This window comes from Amycolatopsis sp. NPDC049688, assembly GCF_040674975.1.
In the GTDB taxonomy this organism is placed as follows: Bacteria; Actinomycetota; Actinomycetes; order Mycobacteriales; family Pseudonocardiaceae; genus Amycolatopsis.
This window is the reverse complement of the sequence record NZ_JBFANY010000006.1, coordinates 341,402-359,775: the sequence shown is the minus strand read 5'-3', so window position 1 is coordinate 359,775 and position 18,374 is coordinate 341,402. Positions and strand designations below refer to the sequence as shown.

General features: G+C 72.1%; 17 protein-coding genes. 11 read left to right on the top strand and 6 right to left on the bottom strand.

Annotation, left to right across the window (positions count from 1 at the left end; translation table 11 throughout):
• Window positions 1–2 precede the first annotated feature (2 nt).
• Genes gcvT through AB0J55_RS22835 form a run of 5 tightly spaced genes read left to right on the top strand, consistent with a single transcriptional unit; the run spans window position 3 to window position 5,138 of the window.
• Window positions 3–1,094 carry a glycine cleavage system aminomethyltransferase GcvT gene (gene gcvT / locus AB0J55_RS22855; protein WP_364251715.1) on the top strand — a complete coding sequence of 364 codons (1,092 nt, stop codon included), beginning with the start codon at window positions 3–5 and terminating at the stop codon, window positions 1,092–1,094.
• A gap of 12 nt (window positions 1,095–1,106) precedes the next feature.
• A complete protein-coding gene (gene gcvH, locus AB0J55_RS22850; protein WP_364251712.1) occupies window positions 1,107–1,484 on the top strand; it encodes a glycine cleavage system protein GcvH in 378 nt (125 codons plus the stop codon).
• Complete coding sequence (gene glyA / locus AB0J55_RS22845; protein WP_364251709.1) at window positions 1,484–2,758, top strand: serine hydroxymethyltransferase; 1,275 nt, start codon at window positions 1,484–1,486, stop codon at window positions 2,756–2,758. The genes gcvH and glyA overlap by 1 nt, the downstream gene beginning before the upstream one ends.
• The gene (gene lipA, locus AB0J55_RS22840) at window positions 2,755–3,756 is read left to right on the top strand and encodes a lipoyl synthase (RefSeq protein WP_364251706.1); all 1,002 of its coding nucleotides are present in this window, start codon (window positions 2,755–2,757) and stop codon (window positions 3,754–3,756) included. Before glyA ends, lipA begins: the two co-directional genes overlap by 4 nt.
• A 14-nt stretch (window positions 3,757–3,770) precedes the next feature.
• Window positions 3,771–5,138, top strand: coding sequence for an L-serine ammonia-lyase (locus tag AB0J55_RS22835; protein WP_364251703.1), 1,368 nt, complete (start codon window positions 3,771–3,773; stop codon window positions 5,136–5,138).
• 85 nt (window positions 5,139–5,223) lie between these two features.
• Here the strand turns inward: AB0J55_RS22835 and AB0J55_RS22830 are convergent, their stop codons facing one another.
• Window positions 5,224–5,454 (bottom strand): hypothetical protein, encoded by a 231-nt coding sequence (locus AB0J55_RS22830; RefSeq protein WP_364251700.1) that lies wholly within the window; start codon window positions 5,452–5,454, stop codon window positions 5,224–5,226.
• A gap of 170 nt (window positions 5,455–5,624) precedes the next feature.
• Here AB0J55_RS22830 and AB0J55_RS22825 point away from each other — a divergent pair, with 170 nt between their 5' ends.
• Window positions 5,625–6,344, top strand: a complete 720-nt coding sequence (locus AB0J55_RS22825) for a GntR family transcriptional regulator (protein ID WP_364251698.1) — start codon at window positions 5,625–5,627, stop codon at window positions 6,342–6,344.
• Between the two features lie 102 nt (window positions 6,345–6,446).
• Complete coding sequence (locus tag AB0J55_RS22820; RefSeq protein ID WP_364251695.1) at window positions 6,447–8,288, top strand: transglycosylase domain-containing protein; 1,842 nt, start codon at window positions 6,447–6,449, stop codon at window positions 8,286–8,288.
• Between the two features lies 1 nt (window position 8,289).
• Here AB0J55_RS22820 and AB0J55_RS22815 read toward each other — a convergent pair whose 3' ends face one another.
• Complete coding sequence (locus AB0J55_RS22815) at window positions 8,290–8,946, bottom strand: O-methyltransferase (protein ID WP_364251692.1); 657 nt, start codon at window positions 8,944–8,946, stop codon at window positions 8,290–8,292.
• A gap of 75 nt (window positions 8,947–9,021) precedes the next feature.
• Here AB0J55_RS22815 and AB0J55_RS22810 point away from each other — a divergent pair, with 75 nt between their 5' ends.
• The gene (locus AB0J55_RS22810) at window positions 9,022–10,344 is read left to right on the top strand and encodes a PLP-dependent aminotransferase family protein (protein ID WP_364251689.1); all 1,323 of its coding nucleotides are present in this window, start codon (window positions 9,022–9,024) and stop codon (window positions 10,342–10,344) included.
• Between the two features lie 94 nt (window positions 10,345–10,438).
• Window positions 10,439–11,572 carry an NAD(P)/FAD-dependent oxidoreductase gene (locus AB0J55_RS22805; protein WP_364251686.1) on the top strand — a complete coding sequence of 378 codons (1,134 nt, stop codon included), beginning with the start codon at window positions 10,439–10,441 and terminating at the stop codon, window positions 11,570–11,572.
• Window position 11,573: 1 nt separating this feature from the next.
• Here AB0J55_RS22805 and AB0J55_RS22800 read toward each other — a convergent pair whose 3' ends face one another.
• From AB0J55_RS22800 to AB0J55_RS22790, 3 genes are all read right to left on the bottom strand, one after another.
• On the bottom strand, window positions 11,574–13,352 hold the full coding sequence (locus AB0J55_RS22800) for a hypothetical protein (RefSeq protein ID WP_364251683.1): 1,779 nt from the start codon (window positions 13,350–13,352) through the stop codon (window positions 11,574–11,576).
• Between the two features lie 317 nt (window positions 13,353–13,669).
• Window positions 13,670–15,649, bottom strand: coding sequence for an SDR family oxidoreductase (locus tag AB0J55_RS22795; RefSeq protein WP_364251680.1), 1,980 nt, complete (start codon window positions 15,647–15,649; stop codon window positions 13,670–13,672).
• Window positions 15,650–15,707: 58 nt separating this feature from the next.
• Entirely contained in the window at window positions 15,708–15,908 is a 201-nt protein-coding gene (locus tag AB0J55_RS22790) for a hypothetical protein (protein ID WP_013223722.1), read from the bottom strand.
• A 206-nt stretch (window positions 15,909–16,114) separates the two neighbouring features.
• On the opposite strand from AB0J55_RS22790, the gene AB0J55_RS22785 reads away from it, so the two are divergent.
• On the top strand, window positions 16,115–17,338 hold the full coding sequence (locus tag AB0J55_RS22785; RefSeq protein WP_364251676.1) for an FAD-dependent oxidoreductase: 1,224 nt from the start codon (window positions 16,115–16,117) through the stop codon (window positions 17,336–17,338).
• Here AB0J55_RS22785 and AB0J55_RS22780 read toward each other — a convergent pair.
• Entirely contained in the window at window positions 17,331–18,050 is a 720-nt protein-coding gene (locus tag AB0J55_RS22780) for a MerR family transcriptional regulator (RefSeq protein ID WP_364251673.1), read from the bottom strand. The two genes, AB0J55_RS22785 and AB0J55_RS22780, sit on opposite strands and share 8 nt — an antisense overlap.
• 54 nt (window positions 18,051–18,104) lie before the next feature.
• Between AB0J55_RS22780 and AB0J55_RS22775 the strand changes: the two genes are divergently transcribed.
• Complete coding sequence (locus AB0J55_RS22775; RefSeq protein WP_364251670.1) at window positions 18,105–18,365, top strand: hypothetical protein; 261 nt, start codon at window positions 18,105–18,107, stop codon at window positions 18,363–18,365.
• The last annotated feature ends 9 nt before the right edge of the window (window positions 18,366–18,374 follow it).

Genomic DNA, 18,374 nt, shown 5'->3' with positions numbered 1-18,374 from the left:
CAGTGTCCAAAGAGACCTCCCTGCACGGAGTCCACAAGGGACTCGGTGCGCTGTTCACCGACTTCGCCGGCTGGTCCATGCCGGTCCGCTACGCCAGCGAACTGGCCGAGCACAAGGCCGTCCGCGAGGCGGCCGGGCTGTTCGACCTGTCGCACATGGCCGAAATCCACGTCACCGGCAAGCAGGCGGCCGACGTCCTGGACTACGCGCTGGTCGGCAACCTGACCGGGGTCAAGCCCGGCCGGGCGCGGTACACGATGATCTGCAACGCTGCCGGCGGGGTCCTGGACGACCTCGTCGTCTACCGGCTGGCGGACGAGCACTACCTGGTCGTGGCGAACGCGGGCAACGCGCAGGTCGTCGCGGATGCCCTGGCCGAGCGGGTCGCGGGCTTCGACGCGAAAGTGGACGACCGGTCCGAGACCACCGCGCTGATCGCCGTCCAAGGCCCGAAGGCCGCCGAAATCCTGGCCGCGGTCACCGACGCCGACCTGGACGCGCTCAAGTACTACGCCAGCGTCCCGGCGTCGGTGAAGGGCCACGACGTCCTGCTCGCCCGCACCGGCTACACCGGCGAGGACGGCTTCGAGCTGTTCGTCGACGCCGACGAGGCACCGGCGCTGTGGCGTCTGCTGCTGGAAGCCGGCGAGCCGCACGGCCTGGTCCCCGCGGGCCTGGCCTGCCGCGACACGCTGCGCCTGGAAGCCGGGATGCCGTTGTACGGCAACGAACTCACCCTCGACCAGAGCCCGTTCGAAGCCGGGCTCGGCCGCGTCGTGAAGTTCGAGAAGCCGGGTGACTTCGTCGGCCGCTCGGCTCTGGAAGAGCGGTCCGAGCAGGACGTCCCGCGCGTGCGGGTGGGCCTTCGCGGTGCCGGTCGCCGCGCCCCGCGGCACGGCTACAAGCTGCTGTCCGACGGGACCGAGGTCGGCGAGGTCACCAGCGGCGCGTTGTCGCCCACGCTGGGTTACCCGATCGCCATGGCGTACGTCGATCGGGCGTACGCCGAGCCCGGCACCGAGCTCTCCGTCGACATCCGGGGCAGGATCGAGCCCGTCGAGGTCGTCGCCCTGCCCTTCTACTCCCGCGCGTAAGGACTTTTCCCTGTGAGCATCCCCGAGAACCTGCAGTACACCAAGGAACACGAGTGGCTGAAGGTCGAGGACGGCATCGCCACCGTCGGCATCACCGCCTTCGCCGCCGAGTCGCTCGGTGACATCGTGTTCGTCCAGCTGCCCGACACGGGTTCGGCCATCACCGCGGGCGAGGTGTTCGGCGAGGTCGAGTCGACCAAGTCGGTCAGCGAGCTGTACGCGCCGGTCTCCGGCGAAGTCGTCGAGGTGAACGGCACCACATCGGACACCCCCGAGGTCATCAACTCCGACCCGTACACCGAAGGATGGCTCCTGAAGGTGCGTCTGACCGGGGACGTTCCGGAACTGCTCGACGCCGCCGCGTACGCCGCGCACACCCAGGAGAACTGATGACGACTTTCGACGCCCCCCTCGCCGACGTCGACCCCGAGGTCGCCGCGGCCGTCGCGGCCGAGCTCGACCGCCAGCAGTCGACCCTGGAAATGATCGCCTCCGAGAACTTCGCCCCCGTGGGCGTGCTCGAAGCGCAGGGTTCGGTGCTGACCAACAAGTACGCCGAGGGCTACCCCGGCCGCCGCTACTACGGCGGCTGCGAGCACGTCGACGTCGTCGAGCAGCTCGCCATCGACCGCGCGAAGGCGCTCTTCGGCGCCGAGCACGCCAACGTCCAGCCGCACTCGGGCGCGCAGGCCAACGCGGCCGCGATGTTCGCCGTGCTCAAGCCGGGCGACACGATCCTCGGCCTCGACCTCGCGCACGGCGGCCACCTGACGCACGGGATGAAGATCAACTTCTCGGGCAAGCTGTACAACGTCGTCGCCTACCACGTCGACAAGGAAACCGGGATCGTCGACGTCGCCGAGATCGAGCGGCTGGCCGTCGAGCACCAGCCGAAGCTGATCATCGCCGGCTGGTCGGCCTACCCGCGTCAGCTCGACTTCGCCGAGTTCCGCCGGATCGCGGACCAGGTCGGCGCGCGGTTGATGGTGGACATGGCGCACTTCGCCGGGCTGGTCGCGGCCGGGCTGCACCCGTCGCCGGTGCCGCACGCCGACATCGTCACCACGACCACGCACAAGACCCTCGGCGGCCCGCGCGGCGGGCTCATCCTGTGCCGCGAGGAGCTGGCGAAGAAGATCAACTCGGCGGTGTTCCCCGGCCAGCAGGGCGGGCCCCTCGAACACGTCATCGCGGCCAAGGCGGTCGCGCTGAAGATCGCCGCGAGCGACGAGTTCCGCGAGCGGCAGGAGCGCACCCTGGAGGGCTCGCGCATCCTGGCCGCACGGCTGTCGCAGGAAGACTGCGCTTCGGCTGGTGTCCGCGTGCTGACCGGGGGCACCGACGTCCACCTGGTGCTCGTCGACCTGGTCCAGTCCACTCTGGACGGTCAGCAGGCCGAGGACCGGCTGCACGAGGTCGGCATCACGGTCAACCGCAACGCCGTCCCGTTCGACCCGCGCCCGCCGATGATCACCTCGGGCCTGCGGATCGGCACGCCGGCGCTGGCCACCCGCGGGTTCCGGGCGGAGGACTTCACCGAGGTCGCCGACATCATCGCCGAGGCGCTGAAGCCGGACTTCGACGACGCCGTGCGTTCGAAGCTGCGCGACCGCGTCGAGACGCTGGCCAAGAAGCACCCGCTGTACGCGGACCTTTCCCGATGAGTGCTGCGCCTGAAGGCCGGAAGCTGTTGCGTTTGGAAGTTCGCAACAGTGAGACGCCGATCGAGAAGAAGCCGTCGTGGATCAAGACGCGGGTGCGGATGGGTCCGGAGTTCACGGAGCTCAAGGGTCTGGTTCGTCGTGAGGGTTTGCACACGGTGTGTGAAGAGGCGGGTTGTCCCAATATCTATGAGTGTTGGGAGGACCGTGAGGCGACGTTCCTGATTGGTGGGGATCAGTGCACGCGTCGGTGTGATTTCTGTCAGATCGATACCGGGAAGCCGGCGGCTTTGGACAGGTCTGAGCCGCGGAAGGTTGCGGAGTCGGTGCAGGCCATGGGCTTGCGGTATTCGACGGTGACCGGTGTGGCGCGGGATGATCTTGAGGACGGCGGTGCCTGGCTTTACGCCGAGACGGTCCGCCAGATTCATGCTTTGAACCCGGGCACCGGTGTGGAGCTGTTGATTCCGGATTTCAATGCGGATGCGGGGCAGTTGGCGGAGGTGTTCGGGTCGCGGCCGGAGGTGTTGGCGCACAATGTGGAGACGGTGCCGCGGATTTTCAAGCGGATCCGTCCCGGGTTCCGGTATGCGCGGTCGTTGGAGGTCATCACGGCGGCGCGTGAGGCCGGGTTGGTGACGAAGTCGAACCTGATCCTGGGGATGGGTGAGACCCCGGATGAGGTGGCTCCGGCGATGCAGGATCTGGTGGATGCCGGGTGCGAGATTTTGACGATCACGCAGTATCTGCGTCCGTCGCCGCGGCATCACCCGGTGGATCGGTGGGTGAAGCCGGAGGAGTTCGTGGAGCACTCGAAGGCCGCGGAGGCGATGGGCTTCGCGGGTGTCATGGCTGGGCCGTTGGTGCGGTCGTCCTACCGCGCGGGACGGCTCTACGCCCAGACCAAGCGTTACCGTGGAGAAGAGCTGCCGGAGAACCTGGCCCACCTCGCCGACCAGGGCCCGGCTTCGCAAGAGGCCAGCTCGCTGCTGGCCCGATAGGAAGGGGCGGATCAATGGCGATCAGCGTCTTCGACCTGTTTTCCATCGGCATCGGCCCGTCGAGCTCCCACACCGTCGGGCCGATGCGGGCGGCACTGACCTTTGTGGACGGACTCGGCGCCGACCTCGCCGCGGTGTCCCGCGTCCAGGCGGAGCTGTTCGGCTCGCTCGGCGCGACCGGATTCGGCCACGGCAGCGACAAAGCCGTCCTGCTCGGGCTGTCCGGTGAACGTCCCGAAGAGATCGACACCGACACCGTGCCGGGCCGGATTTCGTCGATCCGCGAATCGGGCCGGCTGCTTTTGGCCGGCACGCACGAGATCGCGTTCGACGAGGACAACGACCTCACCATGCACCGGCGCAAGTCGTTGCCCGCGCACCCGAACGGCATGGTGTTCCGCGCGTTCGACGCATCGGGCGCGCTGCTGCGCGAACGCACGTACTACTCGGTCGGCGGCGGCTTCGTCCGCGACGAGTCGTACGAAACGGACACGGTGTTCGTCGAGGACTCGACCCCGGTGCCGTACCCGTTCCGCACCGGCGCCGACCTCCTGGCGCACTGCGCTGCGACGGGGTTGCCCATCAGCGAGATCATGCTGGCGAACGAACTGTCGTGGCGTTCCCGCGACGAGGTGCGTTCGGGGCTGCTGGACATCTGGGCGGTCATGGCGGAGTGCGTCCGCAACGGCTGCACCCACGAGGGCGTGCTGCCGGGCGGCCTGAAGGTCCCGCGGCGCGCACGGGCGTTGCACGAGAAGCTGCTGGCCGAGGACGGCGCGGACGACCCGCTGTACGCGATGGACTGGGTGAGCTTGTACGCCCTGGCGGTCAACGAGGAGAACGCGGCGGGCGGCCGGGTGGTGACGGCCCCGACCAACGGCGCGGCCGGGATCATCCCGGCGGTGCTGCACTACTACCAGCGCTTCATCCGGCATTCGTCGGACGACGGAATCGTGACGTTCCTGCTCACGGCGGGCGCGATCGGCTCGATCCTCAAGCAGACGGGCTCGATCTCGGGCGCGGAGGTCGGCTGCCAAGGCGAAGTGGGCTCGGCCTCGGCGATGGCTGCGGCCGGGTTGACGGAGGTGCTCGGCGGAACCCCGGCCCAGGTGGAGAACGCGGCGGAGATCGGCGTGGAGCACCACCTCGGCCTGACGTGCGACCCGGTGGGCGGGCTGGTCCAGATCCCGTGCATCGAGCGCAACGCGGTGGGAGCCTCGAAGGCCATCCACGCGGCACGGATGGCGATGCGCGGCGACGGAAGCCACGTGGTGACCCTGGACAAGGCGATCAAGACGATGCGCGAGACGGGCGCGGACATGAGCGTGAAGTACAAGGAGACAGCCCGCGGCGGCCTGGCGGTGAACGTCATCGAGTGCTGACCGGTCGCCGCCGGCCGGCGCGGCGTGGGTCGACCGGCGGCGGCGATTGCGGCGGCCGGCGGGCGGGAAGCCGATCGGCGGCGTCTCAGCTCTCCCGGTCCTCCGGTTCCGTCGCCAGCCGCAGGCCCACCTCGACCAGCGTCCACCCGAGCTGCTGTCTCCTCGTCCCCGTCCGGCGTCTCGGCGTCGCCCGCCCGGGTGGGCGCCTGCGTACGCCGTGGCGTAGCTCGCCTTCTCGTTCGTGGACCAGGTCCTCGGCCATCAGAAAGTGCACCGGATCGCCCCCTGCGTCGATGTTCGGTGTCGGTGACTCCATCGTTGCCGACCGTGCCCGTCACGTTCCACCGGTTTTCCGGACTGCGAACACAGTGTGACGACCGGGCCGGCCGCTGGCCACTCCGAAGATGCGGAAAGTACCCTGGTGACCACTGACCGTCGCGGTGTCCGGTCGCGGGGTGAACCCGCGCCGCGGCCTAGACTCGCGGGATGGAGTCGACCTCGGTGGTGAATGCCGGCGAAGCGCTGTTCCGGCCGGTCCGCGCCGGCAACGCCTTCGAGGAAACCGTCGAGCGGCTGCTGCAGGCCATCCGGCTGGGCGTCGTCGGCGCGGGGGACCGGCTGCCCTCCGAACGGGAGCTCGCCGAACGGCTCGGCGTCAGCCGCGTCACGCTGCGCGAGGCCATCCGGGCGCTCTCCGACGCCGGTTACGTCGAGTCACGGCGGGGGCGGTACGGCGGCACGTTCGTGAACGAAAGCCTGCCCGGCCCGCCCGAACCCGACGGCAAGGTCGACGCCGCCGCCCTGGAAGACGCGCTGACCCTGCGGTACGTCCTCGAAACCGGCGCCGCGGAGATGGCCGCCGCCCGGTCGCTGAGCCCCGCCGACCGGCAGCACCTGACCGGCACGCTCGCCGAGGCCGCGGGTGCCGGCGTCGACGACTACCGCCGCAAGGACTCCCGGCTGCACCTGGCCATCGCCGAGGTGACCGCGTCCGGCTCGCTGACCACGGCGATGGCCGACGCCCGCACCCGCGTCAACCAACTGCTCGACCGGATCCCGCTGCTCCCGCCCAACCTCGAGCACTCCAACGCCCAGCACGAAGCCATCGTCGACGCCATCCTCGCGGGGGACGCCCCCGCTGCGCGGCAGGCGATGGCCGAGCACATCGAGGGCACCGCGTCGCTGCTGCGCGCCTTCCTGTCCTGAGCTTTTCGACAGAATCGATCTCGCCGCCAACCCTGACAGGATCCTGACAACTTCCGTTGCTTCCTCACCGAACCTCCTCACCCGTCCGGTCGTCATCCTTTCGTGACCTTGGCGACGGAGGATGCAGACGCGAAACCCCGGAAGTGGCGCCGTGCCCGGCGGATCGCCGGCTGGACGCTCGGCCTCCTCGTCGGCGGCCCGCTGATCGCCTTCTGGGTCTCCTACCTCGTGCTCGACGTCCGCAGCCCCCAGGAGGTCCTGGCCGGGCTCGGCAAGACCGTCGTCCTGCACTACTCGGACGGGTCCGAGCTGCTCAAGGTGGTGCCCGCCGACGGCGACCGGCTGTTCGTGCCCTACGCCCAGGTGCCCGCGAAGCTGCGTGACGCGATCATCGCGACCGAAGACCCCACCTTCTGGGACAACCAGGGCTTCGACCCGACCGGGATCGTCCGCGCGTTCTTCACCGGCGTCGGCGGCGGGTCCGGGATCACCCAGCAGTACATCAAGAAGTCCACCGGCGACGAAGACGCCACCCTCGGGCGCAAGTTCGCCGAGCTGGTGCTGGCCACGAAGATCACCCAGGAACAGAGCAAGGAACAGATCTTCGAGAGCTACGTCAACATCATCTCCTTCGGCCGCGGCACGTTCGGGCCCGCCGCGGCGATGAACGCCTACTTCGGCAAGAAACTCGACGACTCCATCACCTGGAGCGAGGCCGCCTTCCTCGCCGGGATGATCCAGTCGCCGTCGGTGCACGACCCGGCCGCCTCCGGCGACCTCCACGCCTCCCGGCGCTGGGAGTACGTGCGCGACAAGCTCGTGAGCCGCGGGTACGTCAAGAGCGGCGAACCGATGGCCTACCCCGGCGCCGAGGTCCAGCCGCCGTCGGAGACCCGCGCGGGCCGCCTCACCTACGACGAGTTCCACGTCAAGCAGCAGGTTCTGGCCGAGCTGGAGCAGGACGGTTTCCCGCTCGGCCGGCTCCAGCAGGGGAACATGACGGTCGAGACGACGCTGGACCGCGGCATGCAGGACGCCGCGAGGAAGGCGCTGCGGGACAGGCTCTCCGGCGAACCGAAGGAGTTCCGGGGCGCCGTCGTCGCCCTCGACCCGAAAACCGGGGCCGTGCGCGCCTACCAGGGCGGCGACCAGGGCGTCCGCGACTACGCGAGCACCCCGCACGCGCTCGGCTCGGCGTTCCACCCGTTCACGTTCACCGCGGCGCTGCTGCACGGCTTCGGCCCGGACCAGCCGATCCCGGCGTTCTCGAAGGTCGACTTCCTCGGCGAGACCTTTCAGTACCCGGAGGTTTGCGGCAAGAAGTGCACCCCGCGAAGGGCGGTGGAAACGCACGCCGACGGCACCCTCGTCGCGCTGGCGAAGAAGGTCGGGCCGGAGGCGGTGAGCGAAGCCGCCCGGCAGGCCGGCATCCCGGACGCCGTGGACGGTGCCCCGACCCTGCGCGAGAAGGACGGCTTCCTCATCGGCCCGGGCATCGCGATCGGCCGGTACCCGCTGCGGCCGCTCGACGTCGCCGGCGCCTACGGGACCTTCGCCGCCGACGGCCGGCGCGCCACCCCGCACCTGGTGGCGAAGGTGCGCGACGAAAACGGCGCCGTCGTCTGGGAGCACCCGGAGACTTCGAGCCCGGCGTTCGGCGACGACGACGCAAGCCGCCGCATCGCGGGCGAGGTCACCGCGACCCTGCGCACCCGCGCCGGCTCGGCGGCCCTGCACACCGGCGAGGCCGAGCACGGCAACAGCCCGGACTACCAGGACGCCTGGGCTGTCGGCTACACCCCGCAGCTGGTGACGGCGGTCTGGATCGGCTCCGACGACGAGCGCCGCCTCAAGGACGCGGCCGGCCGGAAGCTGACCGGCGACGTCGTCCCGGCCGACGTCTGGCGCGCGTTCACCGCGGCGGCCGCGCGGCCGCCGCGCTGACTCACCGCACCAGGGCCAGCACGAACCCGTCGTGGCCCTTGCCACCGACGGTCTGGACCGCGGTCGCGTCGACCCGGTCCTCGGCGGCCAGCAGGTCGAACAGCTCCCGCGCGCCGCGGACGTTCGGGTCGGTGTCGCCCGGGTCGGCCACCCGGCCCTGCCGGACGACGTTGTCGACGACGATCGTGGTCCCCGGCCGCGAGAGCTCCAGCGTGGCCCGCAGGTAGTTCGCGAGGTTGACCTTGTCGGCGTCGATGAACACGAAGTCGAACGGCCCGGACAGCGTCGGCAGCGTGTCGAGCGCGGCGCCGACCCGGATGTCGACGACGTCCTCGCCGAACCCGGCCCGCGCCAGGTTGGCCTTCGCGACTTCAGCGTGCTTCGGCTCGTACTCGCAGGTCACGAGCTTGCCGCCGGCCGGCAGCGCGCGGGCGAGCCAGATCGTGCTGTACCCGCCGAGCGTGCCGATCTCCAGGATCGTGCGCGCCCCGGCCATCCTGGCCAGCAGGTGCAGCAGCTTGCCCTGGTTGGGGGCGACGGCGATGTGCGGCAGCCCGGCGGCGTCGGCGTCGGCCGACGCCGTGTCGAGCACCGGGTCGGGGGCGAGCAGCGCCCCGGTGAGGTAGTCGTCGACATCGGTCCAGAGTGGGTCGGTCATGGCACCTCCAGCGTCAATCTAGCCCTGATGGGATCATCTTCGCCGAGAGCGTTCCCGGCGGAAGTGAAGGCACACATGGACGACTACCGCGTCGTCGCGGACGCCATCGCCGCCGACATCGAGGCCGGCCGGCTGCGCCCCGGCGACCGGCTGCCGCCCCAGCGCCGGTTCGCGCGGCAGCGCGGGATCGCCGGCTCGACCGCCGCCCGCGTCTACGGCGAGCTCGTCCGGCGCGGGCTGGCCGTCGGCGAGGTCGGCCGCGGCACGTTCGTCCGCGCGGCGAAGCCGGCGCCCGAACCCGCGCTCGCCGAACCCGGCGGTGCCCGCGTCGACCTCGAGCTCAACTTCGCCGTCCTGCCCGACCAGTCGGCCCTGCTGGCGAAAGCACTGGAACCGTTGCTGCGCGAGGACGTCCTGACCGCGGCCCTGCACCCGATCGGCGCCACGGGCACCCGGACGGCCCGCGAGGCGGCCGCCGCCCTGCTCACCCGCGGCGACTGGCGCCCGGACCCGGCGACGGTGCTGTTCACCGGCAACGGCAGGCAGGCCCTCGCCGCGGCGATCGCGGCGTTCGTGCCGGTGGGGGAGCGGCTCGCGGTGGAGTCCCTGACCTACCCGGTGGTGAAAGCGCTCGCCGCGCGGCTCGGCGTGGAGCTGGTGCCGATCGACACCGACGAGGACGGGCTCGTCCCGGCGGCCCTGGCCGCGGCCGGCCCGGTGCGCGCGCTCTACGTCCAGCCGACCCTGCACAACCCGCTCGGCACGACGATGCCCGTGCGGCGCCGGGAAGAGCTGGCCGCCGTCGTCGCCCGCCTCGACCTGCCGGTGATCGAAGACGGCATCTACACGTTCCTGCGCGACGACGTCCCGCCGTTCGCCGCCTTCGCGCCGGAGCGGACGGTCTTCGTCGACAGCCTGTCCAAGCGGGTGGCCCCCGGCTTGACCGCGGGCTTCCTCGTGCCGCCGCCGCCGTGGACCGCCCGGCTCGCGTCGTCGGTGCGGTCGGGCGGCTGGGCGGCGTCCCGCTTCGCCGTCGAAGCGGCGACGCGGTGGATCGTGACGGGCACCCTCGCCGAGGTCGAGGCGGCCAAGCGCCGGGACGCCGCCGCGCGGGCGTCGGTGGTCGCGGAGAAACTGCCGGGCCTGCGCGGCGACCCGGCGTCCTACCACCGCTGGTGGGAGCTGCCGCAGCGGTGGCGGGCGGAGCTGTTCGTCGCGGCCGCGGCGCGCCGCGGGATCGCGCTGTCCCCGGCGGCGGCCTTCGCGGTGCTGCCGGGCCACGCGCCGAACGCGGTGCGCCTCGCCGTGTCGGCCCCGCCGGTGGAGACCCTCGCTTCGGCGCTCGACGTCCTGGCCGGGCTGGCGAGCGGAAGCCCGGACGACCTGGTGACCGACTGACAGCACCTGCCAGGGGCGTGCCAGCTGCGTGTGCGGTCCGCGTCAGCCGCCGTCGCCAGTCTTCGGGTGTCGCACCGAAATCCGAAGGAGCACCATGCACGTCACGATCATCGGCGCCGGCCTCGGCGGCCTGACCCTCGCCCGCGTCCTGCACGTCCACGGCATCCCGGCCGAGGTCCACGAAGCCGAGTCGTCCCCGGCGGCGCGGATGCAGGGCGGGATGCTCGACATCCACGACTACAACGGACAGCTCGCCGTCGAGGCGGCCGGGCTGGTGGACGAGTTCCGCGGCCTGGTCCTGGAGGGCCGCCAGGCGATGCGGATCCTCGACCGCAACGGCACCCTCCTGTTCGAGAAGACCGACGACGGCACCGGTGGCCGCCCGGAGGTGCTGCGGGCCGATCTGCGGCAGCTGCTGCTCGACGCGCTCCCGGCCGGAACCGTCCACTGGGGACACAAGGCGACCGGGGCACGCACGCTGGACGACGGGCGCCACGAGGTCACCTTCGCCGACGGAACCACCGTCGTCACGGACCTGCTGGTCGGCGCCGACGGGGCCTGGTCGAAGGTCCGGCCGCTGCTCACGAACGCCGTGCCCGAGTACGTCGGCGAAGCGTTCGTCGAGACCTACCTCCACGACGCCGACACCCGCCACCCCGCCACGGCGAGAGCGGTCGGCGGCGGCTCGATGGTCGCCAACGGGGGAACGCCGGGCGAGGCGATCAACGCGCACCGCGAAAGCGGCGACACCCTGCACGCCTACGTGGTGCTCGCCCGCCCGCTCGACTGGTTCGCCGCTGTCGACTTCACCGACCCCGCCGCGGCCGCGGCGCGGATCGCGGCGGAGTTCGACGGCTGGGCCCCGGAGCTCACCGCGCTGATCACCGACGCCGACACCGCACCGGTCCTGCGGCCGCACCACACGCTCCCGATCGGCCTGCGCTGGGACCGCGTGCCGGGCGTGACCCTCGTCGGCGACGCCGCCCACCTCACCGCGCCGAACGGCGAAGGCGCGAACCTGGCCATGCTCGACGGCGCCGAACTCGGCCAAGCGCTCGCCGCGCACCCCGGCGACGTCGAGGCCGCGCTCACCGAGTACGAGGAAGCCATGTTCACCCGCAGCGCGAACCCGGTCGACGAAGCCGTCCTCCTGGAGAGCCTGTTCGGCGACGGCGAGGTCCCGCGGGAGCTGTTCGACCTGATGCAGGGCCGCGAGCAGGCGTCCTGAGTCAGGGCGCGTACTTGCCCACGAAGCTGCCGCAGGTCACGACGCGGCCCGTGAGCCGGGCCTGGATCGCCGTCTCCAGGCCGAGGTAGGTGAACACCGGCGTGTCGGCCGGCACCTGGCCCGGCACCGGGCCGCCCGTGGCCAGCAGGCGGCTGGGCACCGTCTGGAACAGCACGAGGTAGCCGCCTTCGCGGTTGAGCTCGTCGCTCGCCGCCAGCATCCGCTGGGGCGCGTCGCCGACGATCTCCAGCGGCAGCGGCCACTCCAGCGGGAACGGGTTGCGCAGGCCGAAGGCCGGGTAGGCGAACGCGTTGTCCGGCAGGATCGCCGTCCGCCGGGCCGGGAAGCGGTCCACGCAGTCGCGGATCTGCTGCACGTACCGGAACGTCGAGGGGTTCGTGCGGATGCCGGCCATGGCCGGGCTGACGGCGCCGAGGTCCTCGGTCAGCCGGTCGTGCCCGAGATCGAGGTAGGCGGCCTGGTCGTGCCGCGCGACGACGACCCAGCCGCACACCGCCACCGCGGTCAGCCCGGCGGTCGCGGTCACCCAGCGCCGGGCGAGCCGGGGCCGCGGCGGCACGACGTGGCTCAGCAGCAGCAACGACGTCAGGGCCAGGGTGCCGGTGAGCAGCGTCGGGGTGTCGTTGCCCCAGGACAGGCTGGTCATGAACCCGGTGGCGAGCACGAGCAGCCCCGCCCAGGGCACCTTCCGGCGGACGGCCGCGTTCACCGGCACGCTGACCGCGACGATCCACCACAGGACGTCGGCCCAGCGCGAGGACCCGGTGAACCGGCCGTCGACGACGGTCCAGACCACCGCGGCGGCCCCGGCGAGCACCAGCACCCAGGACGCCACCCGCCCGGCCGCGCCGAGCCGGTCGCCCGGCAGCCGGACGGCCAGCAGCACGACGGCGATCGCGGCGAAGAAGCTCAGCTCCCGCACGGGTGCCCTGGTCAGCACCTCCGGGTCGTCGAGCCACAGCCCGAGCAGCCGCTCGCCGTACGCGGGCACGCCGCCGGTGAGCTGCTGGACCATCTCCGTGAAGCCACCGCCGAGGCTCACCCAGGCCACGTACGCCAGCCCGGGCGCGCCGAGCGCGAGGAGGTCGAAGACCAGCCGGACCACGCGGCGCGTGCCCGTGCGGGTGGCCGGGTGCAGCACCAGCCACAGCACGCCGATCACCGCGGCCAGCGCGAAGCTCTGCTTGACGAACACCGCGCAGCCGAGCAGCACCAGCCCGCCGCGGCGGGCGAGAGCGCGGCCGCTGTTCAGGCCCGCGTCGAGCGCCCACGCGCCGCACGCGGTGAGCGCGATGCCGTCCACGGTGTGCCAGGCCATCAGCGGGAAGGCGTTGAGGTTGATCAGCGACGCGGCCGCGACCATCGCCGTCATCCCCGGGCCCCAGCCGAGCACCCGGCGCCGGGTGACCAGCGCGGCGAACGCGATCGTCGCCACGATGATCTCGATCATGGACAGGAAGCTCGACCCGAAGAACAGCGGCATCGGCAGGGCGTAGTCGGCGACGTGCAGCACCGCGGACCCGAGCGGGCGGGCGGAGATGATGTCGGCGTGCGGGACTTCGCCGTGCAGCACGCGCCACGCCTGGGCGAGGATGAAGCCCTGGTCGGAGGGGTGGAAGCCGAAGCGGCCGACGCGGAATTCGGTGGCCAGCGCGAGCAGCAGCACCCAGCCGGCGTGCACGCTCCAGCGCAGCAGCGGCCGGGTGGTCTCCGGGGGCGACGGCGGCGCGGCGGTCTGCGCAGGACTCGCCACGTCCACGCCCCGCCCGCCTTCCGCTCCCGACCGCACCCGGGAAGCGATGGTAGCGGCCGGTCCGGCCGGCCCCGCCCGCCGGATGTCCGTGAAGGCCGCGCCCGGGGACTCCCCGGACGTGGCCTTCACGGACCGGCGATCACCCGAGGGTGCGCCGCGCGGTGCCGATCGCGGCCGTCTGGTCGCTCTCGGCGGGTCGTTCCCCAGTGCTGTTTACCGGCATTCCGTACTCCCCAGTCGAAGCCCGCCCGGATGGGCGGGACTCGCGCGAGGGTAGAAGTACCGTCGCGCGCGTGCCACCGTTTCGGCGGAATTCGCGGAAATCAGGCACGACGGCGCCAGATCAGGCGGGTCACCGCCGCCGCCACCGACGCCGGCGCGGACCGGCGGGGCAGGCCACGCGCCTCGGGCGCGGACTCCGGCATCGCCCGGTAGGCCAGGTGCGCGGCGAACCGCGCCAGCCGCGGCGCGGCGAGCGTCGCCAGCTCGGCCGCGCGGCCTTCGGGGAGGCTGAGGATCTCCGGCCGCTCTTCGCACGCCTTCACCACCAGTGCCGCCGCGCGTTCCGGGCTGCTGGACGGGATGCCGCGGTAGCCGGTCGGCGCGATCATCGGCGTCCGCACCAGCGGCATCCGCACCGACGTGAAGGTGACGCCGTCCGAGAGGGTCTCGCGCCCGGCCGTCAGCCCGAACTCCTCCAGCGCCGCCTTCGAGGCCAGGTATGCCGAGAAGCGCGGGGTGTCGGTCTGCAGGCCCTGGGTCGTGACGTTGACGACGTGCCCGAACCGGCGCGCGGCCATCGACGGCAGGAACCCGAGGATCAGCCGCACCGGGCCGAAGTAGTTGATCGCCATCGTGCGTTCGAAGTCGTGGAACCGCTGGGTGGACAGCGAAACCGAGCGCCGGATCGACCGGCCGGCGTTGTTCACCAGCACGTCGACCGCGCCGTGGTCGCCGAGCACCTCCTTGACCAGCGCGTCGACGGCGTCGCCGTCGGTGAGGTCGCACGGGTACGCCGCCGCGGTGCCGCCGGCGGCGAGGATCTCCTCCCGCACCTCTTCGAGCTCGGCAGCGCGGCGCGCCACCAGGATCACCTTCGCGCCCTTGGCCGCCACGGCCAGCGCCGACGCCCGGCCGATCCCGGACGACGCGCCGGTGATCAGCACCGTGCGCCCGGCCAGGCCGTGCCCGCGGCGCGCGCGGTCGGGGTCGAGGTGGGCCTGCCAGTACCGGTACAGCGGGCCCGCGTAGTCGCGCAGCTCGGGCAGTTCGACGCCGCTGCCGAGCAGCGCCGTCCGGGTGCGCGCGGTGTCGAAGACGACGTCCATGGTCAGGTGCGGCAGCACGGCCAGTGGCACGCCCAGCTCCTCGAGGACGGCTGCGCGGGCGCCCCGGCCGCCGGGCACGCGGTCGATCCCGGCCGCGGCCGCGTGCGCCAGGCGGCTGCCCGCCCGCCTGACGGCGCCGGACGGCTTCTCCGGCAGTACGGCCCGGATCACCGGCCCGCCCGCGGCGCGCGCGAAGGCGTTGTAGACGGAGTTCAGCGGCTGCGGGCGCGCGGCGGCGAGGTGGTACGTCGTCCCCGGCGGCGCGTCCCGGTGCATCAGGAACTCCATCGCGTCGACGACGTAGTCGACCGGCACCAGGTTCGTCGCGCCCAGGCCCGGCGCGGCCAGCGGGAGGCGCCGGGGCAGCGCCGCCAGCCGCGAGATGGCCGGGAGGAAGTAGTACGGCCCGTCGATCTTGTCCATCTCGCCGGTGCGTGAGTCGCCCACGACGGCCGACGGCCGGTAGACGCGGTAGGGCAGTGGCTGTTCGCGGACGAGCTTCTCGGCCTGGAACTTCGTCGCGTGGTACGGCGAGGCGAAGCGCTGGCCGAGGTCGAAGTCGGCCTCGGTGAACCGCCCGGCGTGGTCGCCGGCGACGGCGATCGACGACACGTGGTGCACCAGCCCCGCCCGCGCTTCGGCGGCGAAGGCGAGCAGGTGCCGGGTGCCTTCGACGTTGGCACGCCGGTTGGCTTCCTCGTCTGCGGTCAGGTCGTAGATCGCGCCCAGGTGGACGACGTGGTCGAGGTGGGGGAGCCCGGCGGGGTCGATGCCGAGCCGGGGTTCGGCGAGGTCGCCGGGTACCGGGTGCAGCCGGTCCGCGTTCGGCCACTCCCGCGCGAGGGTGGCCAGGCGCTCCCGGGATGTCTCCCGCACGAGCGCGTACACCGCGGACGTATTCGGCCGCTTCAGCAGCCGTGCGACCAGGCGTTTCCCGATGAAGCCCGTCGCGCCCGTCACGAAGTAGGTCGTCATGGCCGGTCCCTTCTCGTGGGACCGACTCTAACCTACTGAAAAGTAGGAACGGTAGTTGTCAGCTTTCTTCTTCGTCGGCCGTCGCCACGACGGCGTCCCGCAGGGCGGCCCGCAGCCGTCCGACGTCCAGCGGCCCGAGCACCGCCGCTTCGCCCGGCGGCGCGACCAGCACCACCTTGTCGTTGCTGACGAACACCGTCACGTCCCTGCGCCTGCCGGCCAGATCCCGGCAGCCGATCGACCACTCGCCCCGACTCATGGCCGCCGCCCTCGCTTCCTCGTCGTGGTCGTGCTCCGTGCGAGGGTGGGAGCGCACCCCGGCGGCCCTATGACGCGGGTTCACCCGATCTGCCTACTCGCGGGTTTTGTCTTGCGTTTTCCGGATTCCCGGCGTAATCCACGGGTCGTGTCGCGGCCGGTTCCGCGGTAGCGTCCGGTCCAGCAGCCGTCTGGTGGGAGGTAGGGATGTCGGAACCGCGCAGGATCGTCATCGTCGGTGCGGGCCTCGGCGGGGCGTCCGCGGCGGCCGCGGTGCGCGAACGCGGTTACGACGGCGAAATCCTGTTGCTGGGGTCGGATCCGCGCCGCCCGTACGAGCTGCCGGCCCTGTCCAAGGGCGTACTGCTGGGCAACGCCGACGAACCCGACTGGGTGCACGAAGAGAAGTTCTACGCCGAGAAGGACATCCATTTCTCCGCCGGCGTCACGGCCACCCGGATCGAACTCGGCACCCGCCTGGTGCTCGACGACGCGGGCGGCGAACACGGCTACGACCGGCTGGTCCTGGCGACGGGCTCCCGGCCGCGTCAGCTGCCCGTCCCGGGCGGCGACCTGCCCGGGCTGTACACGCTGCGCACCCTCGACGACGCGCTCGAGCTGCGGTCGGCGTTCGCCGCGGCCGAGCGGGTGGTGATCGTGGGCGCGGGCTGGATCGGCTCCGAAGCGGCCGCGGCGGCCCGCACGCACAACGCGGAGGTGACGGTCGTCGACCCGGTGCCGGTGCCGCTGGCGAACGTGGTCGGCGAGACGGTCGGCGGCGTGTTCCGCGACCTGCACGTCTCGAACGGCGTGCACTACCGCCTGGGCGAGCAGGTCGCGGAGATCACGGGCGACCCGGCCGGCGTCCGCGGCGTCCGCTTGAGCGGCGGCGAGGAACTGACGGCGGACGTGGTCCTGATCGCGGTCGGCGCGGTGCCGAGGGTGGAACTGGCCCACGCGGCGGGCCTGGAGCTCGCCGACGACGGCGGCGTGGCCGTGGACGCGGGCCTGCGCACGGCGGCCCCGGACGTGTACGCGGTGGGCGACATCGCGGCCCACTTCCACCCGCGGTTCGGGCGCCGGATCCGGGTCGAGCACTGGGCGAACGCGAAGGACCAGGGCGCGCACGTGGCGCAGAACCTGCTGGGCGGGAACGAGCCGTTCCTGGCCTCGCCGTACTTCTTCACCGACCAGTACGACCTGGGTTGCGAGTACCGCGGCCTGGCGGACCCGGCCACGGACGAACTGGTGGTCCGCGGCGACCTGGCTGCCCGCGAGTTCACGGCGTTCTGGCTGCGCGACGGCGAAGTGGCGGCGGCGATGAACGTGAACATGTGGGACGACGGCGACGCGTTGGGAGCCTTGGTGGACGGCCACGCGAAGGTGACGGCGGAGCAGCTGAAGACGGCGGATCTGGCGTCGCTCACCTGAGGCGGTCGCGGAGCAGGGTGTCGAGCCGTCGCCAGGCCGGGGAAGACGCGTTGACTGCGCCCTGCACCAACTCTGGGATCGCCGAACCTTGTTCATACGCAGGCAATCCCGGGCCGTAGCGGGCGCGGGCGGCCGCGGCGAGCTTCGCGGCCAGGGCGTCGATCCGCGGATCGTGCGGTTCGACGTCGTGCACCCGGTCGTACTCGACGACCAGAGCCAGCAACTCCGGATCGGCCAGCATCGCCGACTGGTCGCGGAAGTTCGCGCGGGCCGTCTCGGGGTGGGTCGCGAACACCAGCGTCCACAGGTCGCTCTGCAGCGTCACCCATCGCTCGCTGAACCCGAGGCCCGGCAGCCGGCCGAGGTACGCCACCACCTCGTCCGGCAGGGGCGAGAGATCGCCCGCGGCCAGCCGCCGCAGCCGTGACCGGGTGGCCTGCAGGCCGTCGATCCGGGCGGTGAGGTCGGCGTCGATCTGCCGCAGCGCCGACGGGAGCCCGTCGCCCGAACGCAACTCGCGGATGCGGGCCAGCGGGACGCCGGCCTCGGCGAGCGTGCGGATCTTGATCAGCTCGACCGCGTCGGCGGCGCGGTACCGGCGGTACCCGGAACTGTCGCGGTCCGGCTCGGGGAGCAGGCCCTTCGCGTGGTAGACGCGGATCGTCCGGATCGTCACCCCGACGTACCCGGCGAGCTGTCCGATGGTGAGCACCCGGCCATCCTCGCACTTGACCTTGCCCCAGGGTCAACGTTGCATCCTGGGCCCATGACCGACCACGAGACCCTGCGCGCACTGGCCGACGAGGGCAACGAAACGGCACTGGACCGCCTGGCCGACCTCGCCGACGCCCGTGGCGACGTCGAGGAGCTGTGCGAGCTGCTGGACGAAGGCTGCGACCGCGCCGGGGAACTGCTCACCCGCCGCGCGGTCGCCGCGAAGGACCTCCTCGAACTGCAGCGGATCGCCGACGCCGGCCACGAACCGGCCGCCGAAGAGCTGGAACGCCTCCTTGCACCGCCCTCGTGAGTGGGAAAC

Excerpts from the sequence above, each read along its gene's own strand:
- AB0J55_RS22785 (WP_364251676.1), top strand. The coding sequence starts at position 16,115 with ATGTCGGAACCGCGCAGGATCGTCATCGTCGGTGCGGGCCTCGGCGGG.
- AB0J55_RS22790 (WP_013223722.1), bottom strand. The coding sequence starts at position 15,908 with ATGAGTCGGGGCGAGTGGTCGATCGGCTGCCGGGATCTGGCCGGCAGG.
- lipA (WP_364251706.1), top strand. The coding sequence starts at position 2,755 with ATGAGTGCTGCGCCTGAAGGCCGGAAGCTGTTGCGTTTGGAAGTTCGC.
- AB0J55_RS22830 (WP_364251700.1), bottom strand. The coding sequence starts at position 5,454 with ATGGAGTCACCGACACCGAACATCGACGCAGGGGGCGATCCGGTGCAC.
- glyA (WP_364251709.1), top strand. The coding sequence starts at position 1,484 with ATGACGACTTTCGACGCCCCCCTCGCCGACGTCGACCCCGAGGTCGCC.
- AB0J55_RS22810 (WP_364251689.1), top strand. The coding sequence starts at position 9,022 with ATGGACGACTACCGCGTCGTCGCGGACGCCATCGCCGCCGACATCGAG.
- AB0J55_RS22805 (WP_364251686.1), top strand. The coding sequence starts at position 10,439 with ATGCACGTCACGATCATCGGCGCCGGCCTCGGCGGCCTGACCCTCGCC.
- AB0J55_RS22775 (WP_364251670.1), top strand. The coding sequence starts at position 18,105 with ATGACCGACCACGAGACCCTGCGCGCACTGGCCGACGAGGGCAACGAA.
- AB0J55_RS22795 (WP_364251680.1), bottom strand. The coding sequence starts at position 15,649 with ATGACGACCTACTTCGTGACGGGCGCGACGGGCTTCATCGGGAAACGC.
- AB0J55_RS22815 (WP_364251692.1), bottom strand. The coding sequence starts at position 8,946 with ATGACCGACCCACTCTGGACCGATGTCGACGACTACCTCACCGGGGCG.
- AB0J55_RS22825 (WP_364251698.1), top strand. The coding sequence starts at position 5,625 with ATGGAGTCGACCTCGGTGGTGAATGCCGGCGAAGCGCTGTTCCGGCCG.
- AB0J55_RS22835 (WP_364251703.1), top strand. The coding sequence starts at position 3,771 with ATGGCGATCAGCGTCTTCGACCTGTTTTCCATCGGCATCGGCCCGTCG.